Annotated in this window: 18 protein-coding genes; 9 read left to right on the top strand and 9 right to left on the bottom strand. The window is 60.7% G+C overall.

What is annotated here, in order from left to right:
* Nucleotides 1-75 precede the first annotated feature (75 nt).
* The gene (locus tag K290_RS0101285; RefSeq protein WP_028750189.1) at nucleotides 76-1,182 is read left to right on the top strand and encodes a branched-chain amino acid ABC transporter substrate-binding protein; all 1,107 of its coding nucleotides are present in this window, start codon (nucleotides 76-78) and stop codon (nucleotides 1,180-1,182) included.
* 82 nt (nucleotides 1,183-1,264) lie between these two features.
* Here the strand turns inward: K290_RS0101285 and K290_RS0101290 are convergent, their stop codons facing one another.
* The 5 genes from K290_RS0101290 to K290_RS0101310 all read right to left on the bottom strand — a co-directional run bounded on the left by K290_RS0101290 (nucleotide 1,265) and on the right by K290_RS0101310 (nucleotide 6,293).
* The gene (locus K290_RS0101290; RefSeq protein WP_028750190.1) at nucleotides 1,265-2,089 is read right to left on the bottom strand and encodes a sugar phosphate isomerase/epimerase family protein; all 825 of its coding nucleotides are present in this window, start codon (nucleotides 2,087-2,089) and stop codon (nucleotides 1,265-1,267) included.
* A gap of 132 nt (nucleotides 2,090-2,221) precedes the next feature.
* Nucleotides 2,222-3,397 (bottom strand): dihydrodipicolinate synthase family protein, encoded by a 1,176-nt coding sequence (locus K290_RS0101295; protein WP_028750191.1) that lies wholly within the window; start codon nucleotides 3,395-3,397, stop codon nucleotides 2,222-2,224.
* A gap of 13 nt (nucleotides 3,398-3,410) precedes the next feature.
* Nucleotides 3,411-4,568 carry a Gfo/Idh/MocA family protein gene (locus K290_RS0101300; RefSeq protein WP_028750192.1) on the bottom strand — a complete coding sequence of 386 codons (1,158 nt, stop codon included), beginning with the start codon at nucleotides 4,566-4,568 and terminating at the stop codon, nucleotides 3,411-3,413.
* 130 nt (nucleotides 4,569-4,698) lie between these two features.
* A complete protein-coding gene (locus tag K290_RS0101305; protein WP_028750193.1) occupies nucleotides 4,699-5,418 on the bottom strand; it encodes a TetR/AcrR family transcriptional regulator in 720 nt (239 codons plus the stop codon).
* A 245-nt stretch (nucleotides 5,419-5,663) separates the two neighbouring features.
* The gene (locus K290_RS0101310; protein ID WP_028750194.1) at nucleotides 5,664-6,293 is read right to left on the bottom strand and encodes a VOC family protein; all 630 of its coding nucleotides are present in this window, start codon (nucleotides 6,291-6,293) and stop codon (nucleotides 5,664-5,666) included.
* A gap of 238 nt (nucleotides 6,294-6,531) precedes the next feature.
* On the opposite strand from K290_RS0101310, the gene K290_RS0101315 reads away from it, so the two are divergent.
* Nucleotides 6,532-7,740 (top strand): TIGR03862 family flavoprotein, encoded by a 1,209-nt coding sequence (locus tag K290_RS0101315; RefSeq protein WP_028750195.1) that lies wholly within the window; start codon nucleotides 6,532-6,534, stop codon nucleotides 7,738-7,740.
* Between the two features lie 30 nt (nucleotides 7,741-7,770).
* Here the strand turns inward: K290_RS0101315 and K290_RS0101320 are convergent, their stop codons facing one another.
* Together K290_RS0101320 and K290_RS33630 are read right to left on the bottom strand one after the other, a co-directional pair.
* Entirely contained in the window at nucleotides 7,771-8,724 is a 954-nt protein-coding gene (locus tag K290_RS0101320; RefSeq protein ID WP_028750196.1) for an NAD-dependent epimerase/dehydratase family protein, read from the bottom strand.
* Nucleotides 8,725-8,846: 122 nt separating this feature from the next.
* Nucleotides 8,847-9,608, bottom strand: a complete 762-nt coding sequence (locus K290_RS33630; RefSeq protein ID WP_051263904.1) for a GntR family transcriptional regulator — start codon at nucleotides 9,606-9,608, stop codon at nucleotides 8,847-8,849.
* Between the two features lie 181 nt (nucleotides 9,609-9,789).
* Here K290_RS33630 and K290_RS0101330 point away from each other — a divergent pair, with 181 nt between their 5' ends.
* From K290_RS0101330 to K290_RS0101350, 5 genes are all read left to right on the top strand, one after another.
* Nucleotides 9,790-10,776 carry an ABC transporter substrate-binding protein gene (locus K290_RS0101330; RefSeq protein ID WP_028750197.1) on the top strand — a complete coding sequence of 329 codons (987 nt, stop codon included), beginning with the start codon at nucleotides 9,790-9,792 and terminating at the stop codon, nucleotides 10,774-10,776.
* Nucleotides 10,777-10,864: 88 nt separating this feature from the next.
* Nucleotides 10,865-11,644 carry an ABC transporter ATP-binding protein gene (locus K290_RS0101335; RefSeq protein WP_028750198.1) on the top strand — a complete coding sequence of 260 codons (780 nt, stop codon included), beginning with the start codon at nucleotides 10,865-10,867 and terminating at the stop codon, nucleotides 11,642-11,644.
* Nucleotides 11,645-11,651: 7 nt separating this feature from the next.
* Nucleotides 11,652-12,575 (top strand): ABC transporter permease, encoded by a 924-nt coding sequence (locus tag K290_RS0101340; protein ID WP_028750199.1) that lies wholly within the window; start codon nucleotides 11,652-11,654, stop codon nucleotides 12,573-12,575.
* Nucleotides 12,576-12,591: 16 nt separating this feature from the next.
* Nucleotides 12,592-13,839, top strand: coding sequence for a kynureninase (gene kynU, locus K290_RS0101345; protein WP_028750200.1), 1,248 nt, complete (start codon nucleotides 12,592-12,594; stop codon nucleotides 13,837-13,839).
* 37 nt (nucleotides 13,840-13,876) lie between these two features.
* Complete coding sequence (locus K290_RS0101350; RefSeq protein ID WP_028750201.1) at nucleotides 13,877-14,707, top strand: alpha/beta hydrolase; 831 nt, start codon at nucleotides 13,877-13,879, stop codon at nucleotides 14,705-14,707.
* A gap of 92 nt (nucleotides 14,708-14,799) precedes the next feature.
* Here K290_RS0101350 and K290_RS0101355 read toward each other — a convergent pair whose 3' ends face one another.
* Both K290_RS0101355 and uxuA read right to left on the bottom strand, forming a co-directional pair.
* Nucleotides 14,800-15,231, bottom strand: a complete 432-nt coding sequence (locus K290_RS0101355; protein WP_028750202.1) for a VOC family protein — start codon at nucleotides 15,229-15,231, stop codon at nucleotides 14,800-14,802.
* A gap of 193 nt (nucleotides 15,232-15,424) precedes the next feature.
* A complete protein-coding gene (uxuA, locus tag K290_RS0101360; RefSeq protein ID WP_028750203.1) occupies nucleotides 15,425-16,627 on the bottom strand; it encodes a mannonate dehydratase in 1,203 nt (400 codons plus the stop codon).
* A gap of 121 nt (nucleotides 16,628-16,748) precedes the next feature.
* Here uxuA and K290_RS0101365 point away from each other — a divergent pair, with 121 nt between their 5' ends.
* Entirely contained in the window at nucleotides 16,749-17,456 is a 708-nt protein-coding gene (locus K290_RS0101365) for a FadR/GntR family transcriptional regulator (RefSeq protein WP_028750204.1), read from the top strand.
* Nucleotides 17,457-17,486: 30 nt separating this feature from the next.
* The gene (locus K290_RS0101370) at nucleotides 17,487-19,958 is read left to right on the top strand and encodes a glycoside hydrolase family 2 protein (protein WP_028750205.1); all 2,472 of its coding nucleotides are present in this window, start codon (nucleotides 17,487-17,489) and stop codon (nucleotides 19,956-19,958) included.
* Nucleotides 19,959-20,072: the final 114 nt, after the last annotated feature.

Below are 20,072 nucleotides of genomic sequence, written 5' to 3' on the forward strand. Positions count from 1 at the left end.
GGCAGTTCGCGCGTGACGACAGGCCATTGCGGCGGGTTCAAAGGGCGCTGCCGCGCCCATCCAAGGAGAGAAAAAATGAGTCTGAAGACATTGACGGCTGCGACGTTCGTCGCCTCGCTGGCTTTCGCGCCGCTTGCGCATGCGGATATCGTGATCGGGCTGATTGCGCCGCTAACCGGCCCTGTGGCCGCTTACGGCGACCAGGTCAAGAACGGCGCCCAGACCGCCATCGACGAAATCAACAAGAGCGGCGGCATTCTCGGTCAGAAAGTGGTCCTGAAGCTGGGAGACGATGCGGGCGATCCGAAGCAGGGCGTTTCCGTTGCTAACGATTTCGTCGGCCAGAGCATTCGTTTCGTCGTCGGTCCGGTGACTTCGGGTGTCGCCATTCCGGTTTCGGACGCCCTCGCGGAAAACGGCATCCTGATGGTGACGCCGACCGCAACCGCGCCGGATCTCACCAAGCGCGGCCTCACCAATATTCTGCGCACCTGCGGCCGTGACGACCAGCAGGCCGATGTTGCAGCGAAGTACGTCCTGAAAAACTTCAAGGACAAGAAGATCGCCATCCTCAACGACAAGGCCGCCTATGGCAAAGGTCTGGCCGATGCCTTCAAGGCAACGCTTAATGCCGGTGGTGTGACCGAAGTGCTCAACGACTCGTTGACCCCTGGCGAAAAGGATTACAGCGCGCTGACGGCAAAGCTCAAGTCGGCCGGCGTCGATGTGATCTACTTCGGCGGCTATCACCCCGAAGGCGGTCTTCTCGCCCGGCAGTTGCGCGACATCTCCGTCAAGGCGCAGCTCATCGGCGGCGACGGCCTGTCGAACACCGAGTATTGGGCGATCGGCAATGAAGCCGCACAAGGCACGATTTTCACCAATGCCTCGGACGCCCTGAAGAACCCGGATTCCCAGACTGCCGCAAAGGCGCTGCAGGCGCGCAATATCCCGCCCGAAGCTTTCACGCTGAATGCCTATGCCGCCGTGCAGGTGCTGAAAGCCGGCATCGAGAAGGCTGGCAGCGCCGACGACGCGCAAGCCGTCGCAACCGCATTGAAGAGCGGCGAACCGATCGAAACCGCCATCGGCAAAGTCACCTATGGCGAGACCGGCGACCTCACCTCGCAGACCTTCTCGCTCTACAAGTGGGACGCCGGCAAGATCGTTCCGGTCGAATAAGCCGCTTGTCTCACGTCTTCAAACTCTGCCGGGCCACTCGTGGCCCGGCATTTTTATGGTTGGCCGATTGCCTGGTGAGCCGTCAACAAATGGTGTGAAAGCGCTCGACGCAGGTGGACAGGACCTGCTCGCCCGGCTTTTTCCACCAATTCGCTTCCGAAAAAATCTCCACTTCCTGCGGACCGGAAAAGCCGGCCTTCTCGACAGCGGCGCGAATGCGCTTCAAATCGATAACGCCGTCGCCCATCATGCCGCGATCGAGCAGCAAGTCCCTGGTCGGCACCAGCCAATCGCAGATATGGTGCGCAAGGATTTTGCCTTTGGCGCCGGCACGAGCGATCTGCTCATAAAGCTTCGGGTCCCACCAAACATGATAGACATCGACGGCAACGCCGACGCCCCCGCCTAGCAGGTCGCAGATATCGAGCGCCTGTTCGAGCGTATTCACGCAGGCACGGTCGGCTGCATACATCGGGTGCAGCGGCTCGATGGCCAGCGGAATGCCGGCACTGCGGGCATGTGGCAAGATCGCCGCAATGCCGTCCGCCACCATTTCGCGGGCATGAACGATATCCTTTGAGCCCTTCGGCAGACCGCCGACGACAAGCACCAGGCAATCGGCATTAAGCGCCGCGGCTTCGTCGATCGCCCGCCTGTTGTCGTCGATGGCGGCCCTAAGCCCCTCGGCATCGGCCGCGGGAAACATGCCGCCGCGGCATAGCCCTGTGACCTTCAGCCTGTTGTCGGCAACGATCCTTGCTGCTTCCCCCAAACCGATCGCGTGCACCTGATCGCGCCAGGGCGCAATCGCGCTGATATCCAGTTTCAAGCAGGCTTCGACTGCCTGGCGCATGTCGTATTGCTGGCGTACGGTCGCAAGATTGATGGAAAGGCCGGATACAGCCATTCTGATGATCCTCCCAGATCCCGTTTTCGACTAGAGCAGTTCAGCGCTTCACGAAATCGCTGAACTGCTCTATCTCTTTGTTTTCACGCAATTCCGGACAGAAAACCGTTGCGCACTTTTCCTGGAATTGCTTTAGGCGACGCCGACCGTCGCAAGGATCGTCTTCATCCGCTGCATGGCAAGATCGGGGTCTCTGAGAACCCGCGCCGTGTCGGCCAGACGGAACAGCTCCGACAGATGCACGATGGAACGTGTGCTTTGCTGGCCGCCCAGCATCTGGAAGTGGTCCTGGAAGCCGTTGAGGTAGGCGAGGAAAACCACGCCGGTCTTGTAGAAGCGCGTCGGCGCCTTGAAGATGTGGCGCGAGAGCGGAACGGTCGGCGCCATCATCTGGTGGAAGGCGTCGAGATCGTTCTCCGCAAGCTTCGCGAGAGCGGCGCTCGCCGCCGGTGCGATCGCGTCGAAGATGCCGAGCAGCGCATGCGAATAGCCCTGGCTGTCCCCCGCAATCAGTTCGGCATAGTTGAAATCGTCGCCGGTGTACATCTTGACCGCTGGATCGAGGCGGCGGCGCATGACGATCTCTTTTTCCGCCGACAACAGCGAGATTTTGACGCCGTCGACCTTAGCGGCGTTGTCATTGATGATCGCAACCGCCGTTTCCATTGCGCGCATATCGTCGGACGAACCCCAATAGCCCGCCAGAGCTGGATCGAACATGGCGCCGAGCCAATGGATGATCACCGGCTGTTGGACCTGCCCGAGAATGCGGTTGTAGACGCGGATATAGTCGTCCGGCCCTTTGGCGGCGGTCGCAAGCGCGCGGCTCGCCATCAAAATGATGCGCCCGCCCTGCCCTTCGACGAAAGCGACCTGTTCCTCATAGGCACGGATGACGTCATCGATGGTCACATCGGGACCGGGCGCCAGATGATCGGTGCCGGCGCCATAGGCGATCAGTGAGTCCGAGCGATTGCGGGCGGCCGATTGCGCATGTGTGATCAGCTCCTTGGCGCCGGTCCAGTCCAAACCCATGCCGCGCTGCGCCGTGTCCATGGCTTCCGCGACGCCAAAGCCGAGATCCCAAAGATATTCGCGGAAAGCGATCGTTCGCTCCCAATCGATGTTGCGGTCGAGCCAGGGATCATTGTCGGCCAGGGGATCGACGACGACATGGGCTGCGGCATAGGCGACGCGATTGAAGCGATGACCGCCTGCCGGGCGCTCCGGAGGGCTCAACGGCGTGTTGGCGACGGTGAATTCGGCGAGCTTACCATCAGCGCCGGGCAAACGAAGGGTCTTCGTCATGATCCTATATCTCCTAGCGAGCGGAAAGCGAGGGAACGTCGATCCAGCGGCGCTCCGCCCAGCTCTTTTGAGCGAGTTCGGCGAGTTGAACGCCCTTGGCGCCCTCGCGCAAGGTGAATTTCCACGGCGCATCGTCAACGACGTGGCGCAGGAAATCCTCCCACTGCGCCTTGAAGCCATTGTCGAAAGCCTGCGTGTCCGGCACCTCGTCCCAGGTCTCGAAGAAATTGATCGGCTGCGGCTGGTCCGGATTCCAGACCGGCTTCGGCGTATTGACGCGATGCTGCGTCCAGCAGCGCATCAGCCCACAGACCGCCGAACCATGCGTGCCATCCACCTGGAAGGTGACGAGATCGTCGCGGCGCACGCGCACGGCCCAGGAGGAATTGATCTGCGCGACGATGCCGCCGTCGAGCTCGAACGTGGCATAGGCCGCATCGTCGGCGTCGGCGACATAGGTCCTGCCGTTTTCATCGACGCGGCTCGGAATATGCGTCGCGCCGTAGCAGCTCACGGTTTTGACCTCACCGAAGAGATTGTCGAGCACATAGCGCCAGTGCGGCAGCATATCGAGGATCATCCCGCCGCCCTCGGCTTTGCGATAGTTCCAGGAGGGACGCTGCGCCTTGACACCCCAATCGCCCTCGAAGACCCAATAGCCGAACTCGCCGCGCACGGAGAGTATCTTGCCGAAGAAGCCGCTGTCGCGCAGCATGGCGATCTTGCGCAGGCCCGGCAGATAAAGCTTGTCCTGCACGACGCCGTTCTTGACGCCGCGGCGCTCGGCCGAGTCCGCAACCGAAAGCGCTTCCTCCAGCGTCTCGGAAATCGGCTTTTCGCAATAGACATGCCTGCCGGCCGCAATAGCCCTCTCCAGCAGCAAAACGCGCATCTGCGTCGAACCCGCGTCGAAGAAAATCGTGTTGTGGGGATCGGCGAGAGCGCTGTCGAGATCGGTGGTCGTTTTGGCGAGACCGTGTTTGCGGGCGATGTCCGCGATCTTTTCGGCGTTGCGGCCGACCAGGATCGGGTCCGGCATCAACCTGTCGCCATTGGCAAGCAGCACGCCACCCTGCTCGCGGATCGCCAGAATCGATCGCACGAGATGCTGGTTGTAACCCATGCGGCCGGTGATGCCGTGCATGATGATGCCGATCGGCTTCGTCACCATATCCCACTCCTCCCGTAAATAACTATATAGTTACATAACTGACACGGCAAAGCAGCGCTGTCAACGGCCATCGTCGACAGCCGCAGCGGCAAGCGCGCGGATTCGGCGGAATTATGAGGGCGTTTTGCGCTTAGGGACGCAGATAGGCAAAGATGACGTCGACGATATGCTCGCCCCAAGCCTCGATCTCCGACTTGTCGGAGAGGTTCCGCCGAAAGATCGTCGACAGCGTCCAGCGGTTCGTCAGGAAAAAGGAACCGAGGGCGGCGATGCTCATATAGATCTTGACCGGATCGCAGCCCGGACGAAAGTCGCCGGCCGCAGCTCCGCGATCCAGCAGCCCGGAAATTTCCGCGACCAAGGGCGAGTGCAGCTCGAAAATCCGCGCCGACCGTTTCAGAAAGCGGGCCTTATGCAGATTTTCCGTGTTGAGGATGCCGAGAAATTCAGGGTGATCCAAAAAGTATTTCCATGTGAAAACAACAAGCTCCCGCATGCCTTCGGTGGGGCTGCGGTGCGAAAGATCGAGCCTTGCCTCCGCGGAGCGAATGGCAACGTAACTGCCCTCCAGCACAGCCACATAGAGAGCGTCCTTGCCGCCGAAATAGTGATAGAGCATGCGCTTGTTGATGTTGGCGCGCTCGGCTATCGCGTCGACGCGGGCGCCACCATAACCGCGCTCGGCAAATTCCTTGGTCGCCGCAGCCAGGATCGCCTTGCTCGTGCGCTCGGCATCCCTCAGGCGCGGTCGCTCGGCGGATGAACTCGATGCCGCCTGATCGGTGGACTCGCCCACAGTTTCAGCCTTCGGGCTCTTCGATCGGCCCTTTTTGATTTTGGTTTCGCTCATCGCGGCCCCCGATTGCGTCTAGCAAGGCCATGCGGCCTTTTAACCGCCGACAATTACTCGATCATGGCACAAGTTGACAGTCCCAGGAAATCGAAGGCGATAGTAACTATACGGTTATATAAAACTACGCTTTTGGCAATGCGAATTTAGCGCGCAGGCTTGAAGCGCCGCGCTGATCACATGTCTTCGCGGAGGGTAGGTGAGTGAAGCGGGTGATTTTCGACCGCTTCACAGGCTGCCCGCAGCTACAATGGCAGTTCCTCGCCTGCCTGTTCCCGGACCATGTACTCGGCGTACCAGTCCGGCCAATTTTCATCGCGTTGGCCACCGGTTCGCTTCTCGTGCTCGCCATGCGCCTCCGCCGCCCGTCGGAGCGCGGCCGCAAGCTCGGTTGGTGAGGTGAATGCTGTGACATTCCTGTCCACGCGGCCGGGCAATCGCGCTGTCACCTCCTGAAGCAGCCAGGTGTTGCCGTCCGGATCGCTGAATGAGGCGAGCGAAGCGTAACTGCGGCGTTCAGGATCCGGCCCGCTCACACGGCCCGGCCCTTCGCCGCGGTGGAATATCTCGCTGATCTCGACGCCGCGCTTGGCAAGCTCCGCATGGGCCATTTCGATATCGGAGACCACGAGATAAAAGCTCGGCGTCTCCGCCAAATGGATCGAGCATGGCGAACCGGGAGGCGTGAATTGGACGGCGCGAGATCCGTCCTTTCGAACAAAATCTGCATCGAGCCGCCAGCCGAGGCCTGCGTAAAAACGCTTGGCGCGGTCGACGTCCGCAACGGGCAGGACGGCGACCTCAAGCTTCAGCGCGACCGCTGGCATTGTCGAACTCTCGCTCGCCGTTGTGCTTTGTGCCTGAATGTTGCTCATGCGAGGCTCCCTAGGTTTAGAGGTTTGAGACGAGGTAAGAGACTATGAAACTGCACGAGTATCGATGACGCTGCACGCTAGTTCGGTCGATGGATAGCAGTGATTTAGGCGGCACGGCGAGCTTGGCTAGAGAGGCAGCGACTCTAAGTTGACGCGTCAGGTCCTCATCGCAGGGCATCTTGCTTTCAACGCCGGTACGGCCCAAGAGAACAAAAACAATTCAGCACCGGACGGCTCCATGACAGGAAAACAGATCGCGATCATCGGTGGCGGCCCGGCCGGTCTGATGGCAGCCGAAGTGCTGTCGCTCTCCGGTTATCGGGTCACCGTCTACGAGAGCATGCCGACGGTCGCGCGCAAATTCCTGCTGGCGGGGAAATCCGGCCTCAACATCACCCATTCGGAAGAGTACAGCCGGTTCGCCAATCGCTTCGGCCCGAGCTCCGAGCGTTTGCGTTCAGCCCTCGATGCTTTCACCCCTGACGATATCAGGACCTGGGCCGCTGGGCTTGGCGCGGAGACATTCACCGGCTCCTCGGGCCGCGTCTTTCCAAAGATCATGAAAGCCTCGCCGTTGCTTCGCGCTTGGCTCGGCAGGCTGGAGGCGCAAGGCGTCAAGGTTCTTCCACGGCATCGCTGGTCTGGTTTTGCCGAAGGCGGCTTTGCCTTCGAGACGCCGCACGGGCGGACGATCATTCGGTGTGATGCAGCCCTGCTCGCTCTTGGCGGCGCGAGTTATCCCCGGCTCGGTTCGGACGCCGCCTGGATCAGGTGGCTTCGCGATAGAGGCGTCGAAATCGACGACTTCCAACCCGCCAATTGCGGCTTCGATGTCGCCTGGAGCACGATTTTTAGAGAGCGCTTCCCCGGCGTGCCGCTGAAAGCGCTGACGGCAACGTCCGATGCCGGCACTTTTCCCGGCGAGTTCGTCATTTCCCAACATGGCATCGAAGGCAGCCTCGTCTATGCCCATGCCGCCAGCTTGCGCGACAGGCTTGCAAGCGACGGCAAAGCCGCGCTTACGATCGACCTCGCTCCCGGCAGGGCAGCCGGACGCCTGTCGCGCGATCTGGCACGGCAGGACGTCAAAGCCAGTCTCTCCAATCGCCTGCGAAAAGGCGCCGGAATCGAAGGCGTCAAGACAGCGCTGCTGCGGGAACTAGTTCCATCAGCCAGCCTGACGGACCCGGAGCAGCTATCGCAACTGATCAAGGCCCTGCCGATCCCGCTCCTGAGGCCGCGGCCGATCACCGAGGCGATCTCGTCAGCCGGCGGCATTCGTTGGAGCGGTATCGACGATGGATATATGCTGAAAGCGCTCCCCGGCGTATTCGTCGCCGGAGAAATGATCGATTGGGAGGCGCCGACCGGCGGCTATCTTCTCTCCGCCTGCTTCGCCACCGGACGTGCGGCAGCGAGAGGAATGGAGGCTTGGCTGCGGCGGTGACAGGTTCCTATATCTCTTTGAAGATCGCCGTTATCCAATCCGGCCGTTATCCATCAGCCAAGTCACGGATTCCTGCACCGCCTGCAGCGAAGTGTAGCGCGGCGTATATCCGAGAAGCCGTTCGGCCTTGGCGATCGAGCAATTCGGGCTGCGGGCGATATGCTCCCACGTCGCCTCCGCATCCTGCGGCGTCTGGCCTTCGGCCCATTTGTCATAGGGAAGAAATTCCAGTTTCGGCTCGTGACCGAACCAGCGCGACATTGCCTCCGCATAGCCTCTGAGCGTCAGCGCGCCGCTGGATACCGCATGAAAGCTCTCGCCGGTCGAGGCGCGCCAATTGGCGATCGAACCCATGAACATCTGGGCGACATCGTCAGCATGGACGTGATGGACCGTTTCCAGCCCGAAATTCGGCAGCATGAGCGTTTCACCCCGCGCCAGCGTCGAAAATGCCGCGAGGTTGAAATGGCCGGCCGGATTGAGCGGCGCCCAGCCGGGGCCGACGATATGGCCGGGGTGGATCAGAGTTGCCGGAAATCCTTTCTTGCGTGCCTCTTCAAGCAGATAGCTCTCGATCGCGGCCTTCTGCGTTCCGTATCCGCCGAACGGACGCTTCGGCGCCTCTTCGAGCGTCGGCACGACTGTGGGAAAACCATGCGTCCAGATCGTGCCCGTATGCAGGAAGTGGCCGACATGGCCAGAGAGAGCCTCGGCTAGATGCCTGGCGCTTTCCACAGTGAAACAGATCATGTCGATGACTATATCGGCTTTCAGCGCCCGGATCGCCGACCCGAAACTGCCGTCCTTTTCCATTGCTGCGCGGTCCATCGTCAATTGCTCGACGGCATCCCATGCCCGATTGGGCGAATAGGGTTTTGCCTGGCCGCGGCTCACCGCCACCACCTCATGCCCGGCCTCCACCAGCCGCGGCACGAGGTAAGTGCCGACATGCCCGGTTGCGCCGATGACCACTGCACGCGTCATGATGTCCTCCCAAGGATATTTTCAAAATCGGATGTTGGAATCTGGAGTGAAGAGAATGATCCCCAAAGAATAGGCGCGTACGCTGCCTTGTCATCCCCAAACGGGAAGGAACTTTATCGCGGCTAGGCGCCCTTGCGCAGCTTCAATGGCTCGAGCTCGCCATCCTCATCCTCGGACTTGATATAGACCTGCAGCGTATAGCCAATATGCTCGGTCATCAGCGCCCTGGCGCGTTCGATATCGCGGTCGAGCGCCGCTTCCATCAGTTCCGTGTGATGCTCGATCGCCATTGCGTCGCGCAAGGCCGCGACCGCCGTCTCGTAGCCGATCGTCAGCCCGGCGGCAGCGCGCTGCGTCGGCGCCAGACCGAGAAAGCGGTGATGACGGCGGAGCTGGTCGGAAATCGTGCCTTGGAAGCGTAAAAGCCAGCTCGACGTCGCAGCGCTCAAGAGAGCGGCGTGAAACGCCGCATGCTTTTCATCCCATTCATCCGCCATTTCCTCAGAGGCGGCATCGGGTACGATCTTGCAACGAGAGAGGCGGTAATGGGCGGTAACTACAGCGGATTCCCAGACCGGCCCACCTTTTTCGATCGATTCCAGCAGCAGCGGCAGTTCGACGACCAACCTGGCTCTCATCAGGTCTTCCAATTCCGTGCGGGAAACCGGAGCGACGGCGAAGCCGCGATTGCTGATGGCTGTCACCAGCTTTTCGGCCTCCAGCCGCGACAATGCTTCGCGCAGAGGAGTCCAGCCGACGCCATAAGCATCCCGCAAGGCGCTGAGCTTCAAGGCAGCACCCGGCCGGAGCTTCGTGTTGAGAATATCCCGCCGCAGCAGCCAATAAGCCGCTTCTGTCTTCGTAAGAGGTTCCTTGTCCTGCATAGCGTCGTTCCCAACTCGCTTGACAAGATTATATATAAATTCCGCCCGCAGCCAAATTATATATCAAAGTGGTTTATGTCGCATATCATATATCGCAAATTGACACGGACAGCGCAGGCGCTATGATCGCTGCCAATAAAGCCGAGAGATCAAGGCTCTCCATAAAATCCGGGAGGAAATCATGAGGAAATCCGCGTCCAGATGGTTGTCGGGGCTGGTTGTCGCCGGCGCGTTCATCGCGAGCGTCGCCACGGCAAGCGCCGAGCCGATCAAGATAGCGATCGCCAATTTCGGCGAACATCCGCAGCTCAATGCTTCGATCGCCGGCTTCAAGAAGGCGCTGGCGGACAATGGCTTCGTTGAAGGCAAGGATGTGGTCTATACCGAGAGCAACACCAGCTTCGACGCTTCGCTGGTGCCGCAGATGATTGCCAAGCTGCAGTCGGATCATCCGAAGCTGATGTACACCATCACGACGCCGGTCTCGCAGATCGCCAAGAAAGCGCTCGCCGGCTCCGGTATTCCGATCGTGTTCTCGGCCGTGACCGATCCGGTGGCCGCCAAGCTCGTTCCCTCCTGGGATGCCGGCGATGAGGGCATTACCGGCGCAAGCGATCTGCAGGACATCGCCGCCATCTTGACCTTCACCAAGAAGCTGCTGCCGAATGCCAAGCGCATCGGCGTGCCCTACAATCCGGGCGAGGCCAACGACGCAGCCCTGATCGAAAAGGTTAAGCAGGCTGCTCCGGCCGCCGGCTTCGAAGTGGTCCCCGTTGGCGTCGACAACGTCAACGATATTCAGCAGCGTATCGCATCGCTCGCCGGCAAGGCCGACGTGATCTACACGCCCGCTTCGAACCTGTTGCAGCCGGCAATCACCGCCGTTGCCGCAGCCGCCCGCCAGGCCCAGATCCCGATCGTCAATTCCGACGATGCAGCAGTTCGCAGCGGCGTCGTCCCGGCGAGCTTCGCGGTCAACTATGAGCAGGTCGGTGAAAATGCCGGCAGGATCGCCGCAAAGATCCTCAAGGGTGGCGATCCCAAGACGATCGCGCCGTCGCGTCCCGCCTATGAGGACCATGCTCCGTTGATCAACAAGACCGTTTTGAAGGCTTTCGGCGCCGACGTTCCGGCCTCGCTTGCCGATTGCAATTGCTTCACGAAGTAATCAGCGGCATCTTCGAAGGATCGATGTGATCCATGGCGGCGTTCAAAGCGCCGCCATTTCATAACCCTACACGACAGGGGAGGCACGGATGCTGGACATCAAATCCGCGCGCAAAGTTTTCTACAGAGGCCAGCCCGACGAAAAGATCGCCCTCAACGGCCTGACACTCTCCCTCAAGAGCGGCGAATTCGGCGTCGTCATCGGTTCGAACGGCGCTGGCAAGAGCAGCATGCTGAACGCGATTTCCGGTGCTCTGAGCCTCGATTCCGGTCAAATCCTCATCAACGGCAACGACGTCACGAATACGCCGGTCCACAAGCGCGCCGCGCGCCTCGCCCGCGTGTTCCAGGATCCGATGAAGGGAACCGCCGCCAGTATGACGGTCGGCGAAAACATGCTTTTGGCGGAACTGCGCGGCAAGAGCCGAGGATTTCGGCCTGGTCTGAATGCCGCCCGTCTCGCCGCCTATAAGGAACGCCTCGCCGTTCTCGGGCTGGGTCTCGAGAACCGTCTGGATACCAAGGTGGAGCTTCTTTCGGGCGGCCAGCGTCAATCGCTATCCCTAATCATGGCGGTCGGCGGTTCGCCCGACGTATTGCTGCTGGACGAACATACCGCCGCCCTCGATCCGCGCACGGCCGATATCGTCATGCAGGCAACGGTGCGGACCGTCGAAGCGCTGAAGCTGACGACCCTGATGGTGACGCACAACATGCAGCACGCCGTCGATTTCGGCGACAGCATCATCATGCTCGATGCCGGCCGCGTACATCTCGAAATTACCGGGGAAGGCAAGCGCCGCATCACCGTGCCCGAACTGATCGGCCACTTCGCCGTCAAGACCGACCGCATGCTGCTGGTGAGCTGATATCATGATGGATTTCATTCAGACAACCGTTTCGAGCTTCGTCTCGCTGATCCCGGTCACCCTGGCGCAGAGCTTCATCCTGAGCTTCGTCGTGCTGGGGATCATGATCCCGTTCCGGATGCTGAGCTTTCCGGATCTGACCAGCGAAGGCGCATTTCCGCTCGGCGGCTGCGTCTGCGGCATCCTCTTGGCCGCGGGCGTCGCACCGCCGCTGGCGATCATCTCGGCTTTTGTCGTCGGTCTTGCCGCCGGTTGCTGTACGGCCTTCATCCACCTGCGCTTCCGTATCCATACGCTGCTCGCCGGCATCCTGATGTCGACCATGCTCTACAGCATCAATCTTGGCATCATGGGCAAGTCGAATCTTTCGGTCTTCGGTTCGCCGACCGTGTTCGATTGGGTGCCGCTGACCCAGCCGGGCTTTCCGGTAAGCAAGATCGTCATTGCCGGCATTCTCGCTGTTGTCGTGCTGATCGCCCTCAATCTCTATTTCAAGACAGAAAAGGGCACGGCCATGCGCGCCGTCGGCTCCAATCCGGACATGGCCGAAGCACAGGGCATTAATGTCTGGGCTGCGACGATCGGCGGTGTCGGCCTGGCCAGCGCCTTTTCCGCCTCCAGCGGCGCTTTGATGGTGCAATCGCAGGGCTTTGCCGACGTCAATATGGGCATCGGCATTTTGATCAACGGTCTGGCGGCGCTGATGATCGGCGAGGCCTTCACCGGCAAGCAGACGGTGCTCAGGCAACTACTCGCGCCCTTCGTCGGCTCGATCATCTATTACCAGCTGGTCTCGCTCTGCCTCGCGGCCGGCATGCCGCCACCGAACCTGAAACTCGCTACCGGCCTGTTCGTCCTGGGGATGCTGGCTCTGCCAAGCATCAAACGCAGCCGCGGCGGCGCGCCCGCCCGGGAAACCATCCGCGAATAAAGTGAGACCCGACACCATGACCAGCCTTCCCGATCTCGCTGCTGTCGAGGCCATGGACGCGGCCGATCCGCTGTGTTCCTTCCGCAGCCGCTTCGCCTTACCCGAGGGCGTCATCTACCTCGACGGCAATTCGCTTGGCGCGGCCTCGCATGACGTTTTCGCCGAATTGCAGCAGGCGGCCACGGAAGAATGGGGCAATGGCCTGATCCGTAGCTGGAACAGCGCCGGCTGGTTCCACCTGCCACTGGAACTCGGCGACAGTATCGGCCGGCTGATCGGCGCCACACCCGGGCAGACCGTGGTCACCGACTCGACCTCGATCAACATCTACAAGACCCTGCATGCCGCTCTCGCCATGCGCCCGGGCCGCAGCGTCATCGTTGCGGAAGGCGATAGCTTCCCGACCGATCTCTATATGGCCGAAGGTGTGGCCTCGACGCGGCCGGGCGTGACCCTTCGCCTCGAAGGCAGGGATGCGGACAATATCGAAGACTTGATCGACGATCAGGTCGCTGTCGTCCTGCTCAATCACGTCAACTACAAGAGTGGGGAGCTGCGCGATATGTCGGCGCTGACGCGCCGGATCCACGAGGCAGGCGCACTCGTGATCTGGGATCTCTGCCATAGTGCCGGCGCGCTCCCGGTCGATCTTGATGGCGCCAATGCCGATTTCGCTGTCGGCTGCACCTATAAATATTTGAACGGCGGCCCTGGCTCGCCGGCCTTTATCTACGCGGCGCGTCGCCACCAGGCATCGATCACGCAACCGCTCAGCGGCTGGTGGGGGCATGCCCGTCCCTTCGCCTTCGAGCAGAATTTTGCCGGTGGCGAGGGCATCAAGCGCTTCCTCTGCGGCACGCAACCGATCCTATCGCTGCGAGCGCTGAAGGGCGTGCTCGGCGTATGGGATGAGGTTGATATGGGCGCGTTGCGCAAGAAGAGCATCGCGCTGACGGATCTCTTTATCCAGTTGGTCGAGGCGAAATGCGGCCAATATGGCGTCGTCTTGGAAACCACCCGCGACAGCCAAAGGCGCGGCAGCCAGGTCTCCTTTACGCACAGCAACAGTTATGAAGTGATGCAGGCCTTGATCGAACGCGGTGTGATCGGCGATTTCCGCGCGCCCGCCACCCTCCGTTTCGGCTTCACGCCGCTGTATGTCGGCTACCGCGATGTCTGGCAGGCGGCGGAGGTGCTGGAGGATATTCTCAGCAGCGGATCATGGAAGGATGCGCGGTTTGCCGTGCGATCGACCGTGACCTGATACCGGATGGGCATTCGCAAAGCTGTGAGATGGGGCGATGAGCTATTTCAGAATTACCGACTGGGAAAGTGCCTACACCAGCGACACTTATGTTGTCGGCGGCGACCGCTGGCCGGCAGCCTGGGTAGAGCCGGCACGGGCCTTCCGCGATAGCCTGGCTATGAGCGGTCGCGCCAAACTCGATCTCATCTATGAGCCCGGCGAGCGCAATCGCTTCGACCTCTTCCTGCCCGCAGAGAAGCCAAGGGGATTGGTGGTCTTCATCCACGGCGGCTATTGGCTGGAACTCGACAAGAGCTATTGGTCGCATCTCGCCGCCGGTCCGATCGCCAATGGCTACGCGGTCTCCATCCCTTCCTACACGCTTTGTCCAGAGAACCGCCTCACGGGCATCGCCAAGGAGGTTGCGTCCGCGATCGGCGCAGCCTCCGATATGATCGATGGCCCCATGATGCTGGCTGGACATTCGGCCGGCGGCCAGCTCGCAGCGCGCATGGTCACGGCGACTTCTCCGCTCGCAGCGTCTATCCAGACCCGTATCCGCCATGTGGTCTCCATCTCCGGGCTGCACGATTTGCGCCCGATTATGAAGAGAGCCATGAATGAGTTTCTGCGCATCGATGTGGCCGAAGCCATGGCCGAAAGCCCGGCACTGCTGGAGCCCGCGGACAATGTCCGCATCACCTGCTGGGTGGGCGGCACGGAGCGTGCTGAATTCATCCGCCAGAATGCCCTGCTTGCCAATATCTGGACCGGCCTCGGAGCCGCAACTGCCGCCGTTGTCGAACCGGATCAAAATCATTTCACGATATTGGACGGTCTGACCGACCCAATGCATGCGCTGACGCGGACCCTGCTTTCCGAATAACCTGATGGCGCCGGGGCGGCTGGTGAGTACCTTCGCCATGACGAAGAAGGCCTGGGTCCGAACTCTCGAACCCAGGTTCTGTTCCGCAGGGTTTATTTCGTAGCCGGCGCGTTCATGGCCCAGACAATGCCAAAGGGATCGCGAAGCTGGCCCCAGCGGTCGCCCCAGAACATCACCTCAAGTGGCATGACGACCTCGGCGCCAGCATCGACGGCGCGTTTCCACCAGGCATCAATGTCATCGACAAGCAATTGCAGTGTAAAAGCCTGCGGCTTTTCCAGCGCGTGACCGTGTTCGGGATAGGCGTCGCAGAGCATCAGCGAACTGCCATTGATATAGAGATGGATATGCATCGTCCGGCCCTGTTCGTCGGCCGGATACATGAAGACCTGTTCGGCACCGAAGGCGCGCTTATAGAACTCGGCCGCCTTCACGGCGCCGCCCACGGTCAAATAAGGCACCAGGCCGCCAAGCACCGGCACCTTGGGCTGCTCTGATTGCATTTGGTCTGCTGCATCGGTCATGATCGTCTCCTAGGAACGGATTTTGCTGATGTGCCCAACTGGACGGGCTGTTCCAAGGACGGTCGTCGATCCAACTTTCCGACATGCGAAATGAGGATTTTTTTGATGGATCATCTCTAGGCAAAAGCATCTTGTATCGGAGACGGAATCCCCCGTCTTCATCGATCCGGTCCCGCGCCTGTCATCGAGACCTCTAAAAGCTCTTCCAATAACGGGAGAATTCACCGGTTTTGCCAATGGCATGGATGACGCCATGCAATTCCGCCAGGCCCTTCAGCCGCCCGATCAGCGAATACCCGGGATTGGTCGGCTTATCGACATCGTCTCCGATCAGGTGTCCATGGTCCGGACGCATCGGAATGAGGTGATCCGGTCGGCCATCAGTGCAGCGGCGGGCCTCTTCCGCCAGAAGCACCCGCAGGATCGCGTGCATGTCGCTGCGTCCTTCCAGATGGGCGGCTTCGACAAAGGAACCGTCCGACTCGATCGCCACATCGCGGAGATGCGCAAAATTGATGCGCGAGGCAAATTCGCGGGCGATGGCGAGCACGTCATTGTCGGCACGCGAACCGAGGGAGCCGACGCACAGCGTCAGGCCGTTGGCGGGATGATCGGCGCTGCTGACGATACGGTGCAGATCTTCCGCTGTCGAAACCACTCGCGGGAGACCAAAAAGCGAAATTGGAGGATCGTCGGGATGAATGGCGAGCCGGGCGCCAAGATCGGCGGCGACCGGCACGACCTCGCGCAGAAAATGGTCTAGGTTTGCCTGCAGATCCTCCGCCGTCACTCCGTCAAAGGATTCGATGGCCGCACGGATCGCCTCGCGCCCGTAGCTATCCTCGCCCCCTGGAAGTCCAGCGATGATATTGCTCTCCAGCCGGCGAACGGCCTCCTCCGAGAGCCCTTTCAGCCGCTCCTCGGCGCGCCGCAAAAGCTGCGGCGCATAGTTTGTCTCGGCACCTTTCCTGCGCAAAACGAAAACGTCATAAGCGACGAACTCCACCATGTCGAAACGCAGGGCCAGCGCCGTTGTCGGCATTTGGAAGCGCAGGTCCGTGCGCGTCCAATCGACCACCGGCATGAAGTTGTAGCAGATCGTCTTGATGCCGGCTTGGGCGAGATTGACCAGCGTATCCTTCCAGACGCCGATCGCCTTGGCAGCGCCGGCGCCACCGAGCTTGATAGTGCTCGGGACCGGGATCGATTCGCAGACGCTCCACCGCATGCCCGCTGCCTCCACCAGGGTCTTGCGCGCCTCGATCTCCTCAGGCGTCCACACGCGCGAATGGGAGATTTCATGCAGTGCCGTGACAATACCAGTGGCGCCGGCCTGACGCGCATGAATGAGTGGAACGAGATCCTTCGGCCCAAACCAGCGCCAACAGCTCTCCATGCTATGCCTCCCTTATTTGTTGGTCAACATAGCCATAAATCCGCGAAAGTCTATTACCACGCGTGCTTGACATTCTTTATTGACCAACAATATCCTTTCGGCAGTAGGAGGACGCACGGCAATGGAAACCGCTGAGATCGAGGATAAGGGATCGGCGGTAGATCAGGTGGTCGACGCGATCCGGCGGCTGATGCGCGAGCGCAATCTTGGGATCGGTGACGCCCTGCCCTCGGAAATCGAGTTGGCGGCGATGTTCAACAGCAGCCGCAATACAGTGCGCGAAGCGATCCGCATCCTGAAGGCCTACGGCATCGTCGAAAGCAGGCAGAAGGTCGGCGCTGTCATCACCGACCGCCGCCAGCAGGCCCTGATGGAACTGTTCTCCTTCGCCATCGACATGTCCGCCGAGAGCTTTTTGGACATCCAGGGTTTTCGTCGGCTGATCGAGGTCAATCTCTCCGACCTTCTGTTTCAGACCATCGACGATGCCGCCATTGCGCGGCTGGAAGCCATCAACGACGCCATGAGACTTGCACCGGAACTGTCGGAAGCGGCGGAATTCGATTTCAAATTTCATGCCGAGCTGATCAGCTTTGCCGATAACCGCACGCTGTCACAGGTCTACGGTATTTTGCAGCCGCTGTTGCAGCGGCTGATGGAGGCCGGCAAGCGTTCCCGCGTGGCCGTCGAAAGCGCCTATGACGAACATTGCGACATTATCGCTGCCTTGAAAAAGCGGGATCGCATCGCCTATGCCTATCACATGAATCGTCATCTTCATGCCGGGCTGCAGTTCATCCAGCCTCCCAAAGAGCCGCGGCAGATTTGACACAATCTATTTGATGACGGACCGACAATCATGAAGAAATTGGCATTCGACACGGGCTGGACCATTTCCCGCCTTCGTGCACCGTCCACGGCTCCCTCCCTGCCCGCGGCGATCCCGGCCGCCGTGCCCGGAAATGTGCATCTCGACCTGCTGTCGTCCCGTCTGATTACCGACCCCTATCTCGATATCAACGAGATCTCCCAGGACTGGATCGGCCGTTCGGCTTGGCGCTATCGGGTGGCGTTCGACTGGAACGACGAGGAGGCGGATCGGGTCGATCTCTCCTGCCTCGGCCTCGATACGGCGGCGCGCCTGGAGCTGAACGGCACGTTGCTCGGCGAAGGCGGCAATATGCACCGCAGCTATCGCTTCGACATTCGCGAGCACCTCAAGGAAGGCCCGAACGAGCTGATCGTCGACTTCGATTCCGCCTATGCCCATGGCGAGGCAGTCCGCAGCGCGCTCGGTTCTGCGGCCGATATCCCTGCCAATTACCCCGGACCCGGCAACCTCATTCGCAAGATGGCCTGCAATTTCGGCTGGGATTGGGGTCCGAGCGTCATCACCTCAGGCATATGGAAGCCGATCGCTGTCGAGAGCTGGTCGAAGGCGCGGATCGCCATTGTCCGCCCGGAAATCACTTTGCAAGGCAGTGACGGTGTCGCGCGCCTGCGCATCGAGATTGAGTGGGCAACAGAAGGTACGGATAGCGCGGCTCTCGTGATGTCGATCGGCGGCAAGCGGTCCGAAGTCCGAATTGCGCAGGGTGAGACGCATGCCCTCGTGGAATGCCGCATCGACAATCCGGAAATCTGGTGGCCGCATGGGCTCGGCGATCAGCCGCTCTACGATCTCGATCTTCAGCTTCTGGGCTCCGACGGAGCGGCGCTGGATCGCTGGCAACGCCGCGTCGGCTTTCGTTCCGTGCGACTCGATACCGCGCCCGATGATATCGGCTCCGCCTTTACCCTCGTCGTCAACGACGTGCCGATCTTTGCCCGTGGCGCCAACTGGATTCCGGAGGATTGCTTCCTGCCGCGTGTGACGCGGGAGCGCTATCGCGAACGGATCGCCCAGGCACGCGACGCCAACATGAACATTCTCCGCGTCTGGGGCGGCGGCATTTACGAGACCGATACCTTTTACGAAGAGTGCGATGCCGCGGGTGTCATGGTCTGGCAGGATTTCCTCTTCGCCTGCGCCGCCTATCCGGAGGAGGAGCCGGTCTATGGCGAGGTCGAAGCAGAGGCACGCGAGGCGATCACCCGGCTGATGCCGCATCCTTCGCTGGTGCTCTGGAATGGCAATAACGAAAACATCTGGGGCTATTTCGACTGGGGTTGGCAGGATGTGCTCGCCAATCGCCCCTGGGGCTCTGGTTATTATCTCGATCTGCTGCCGAAGCTGGTTGCCGAGATCGATCCGACGCGGCCCTATTGGCCCGGAAGTCCCTATTCCGGCTCCATGGATATTGCACCGAATGCCGACGAGCATGGCTGCAAGCACATCTGGGATGTCTGGAACGAGGTCGGATACGAGACCTACCGCAACTATATTCCGCGCTTCTGCTCCGAATTCGGCTGGCAGGCACCGCCGACCTACGCGACGCTTACCGAATCCGTCCGAGAGAAAAATAGAGCGCCCGCTTCCCCCGGCGTCCTGCATCACCAGAAGGCGACCAGCGGCAACGACAAGCTGATCAAGGGATTGGAAGGCTGGTTTCCCGCTCCGGGAAGCTTCGATGACTGGCTTTTCGTCACGCAGCTCAACCAGGCGCGTGCCATCAGTCTCGGCGTCGACCATATGCGATCGCATCGCCCGACCTGCATGGGCGCGATCGTCTGGCAGCTCAACGATTGCTGGCCAGTGACCTCTTGGGCGGCGATCGACGGCGCGGGCCGCAAGAAGCCGCTCTGGTACGCCCTGCGCAACAGCTATGCGCCGCATCTCCTGACGATCCAGCCGCGCGGCGATGGTCTCGCCGCCATTGCGGTCAATGATGCGACCCTATTCTGGCGCGTCCCCTTCACTATCGAGCGTTTCGATTTCAACTGCACGCTTCTCGCCCGCCATTCCGTCTGGCGCATTCTCTGCGACCGCTTTGAGAATGCCGAAATCTCGATCCCCAAGGATGTCGCAACGCCCGGCAATTCTGAGCGTGAATTCCTGCGCGCCCGCCTCGGCGATACCGAAGCCTGGTGGTTCTTCGAAAAGGATATGAAACTGCAATATCCGGAGCCTCGTTTCGAGCTTCAGGCCGAACAGATCGCCGATGGTGTTGCCGTCACAATCACGGCGCAATCCTTCCTGCGCGATCTCTGCCTGTTTGCCGACCGCATCAGCCCGAATGCCGATGTCGACGACATGCTGGTCAATTTGATGCCGGGCGAGAGCAAGACGTTTCGCATCAAGGGCGTCTCGAAAGAGGCTTGGGACGATGCCGATCTTTCCTCTGTCGTTCGCACGGCCAATCAGGTGGCAGGTGCAGCCCGGCCTCGGTGAGGCCAGTCACAGGCCGAAACGGCTCACACCAAACATTGCGAATCGGAAACGGTAAATTGCCTTCTATGATCGGGCGGCGGCTTATGATCTAGTGCGCTCACCCGACCCATGAAT

It is taken from the genome of Rhizobium leucaenae USDA 9039 (assembly GCF_000426285.1).
Classification (GTDB): Bacteria; Pseudomonadota; Alphaproteobacteria; order Rhizobiales; family Rhizobiaceae; genus Rhizobium; species Rhizobium leucaenae.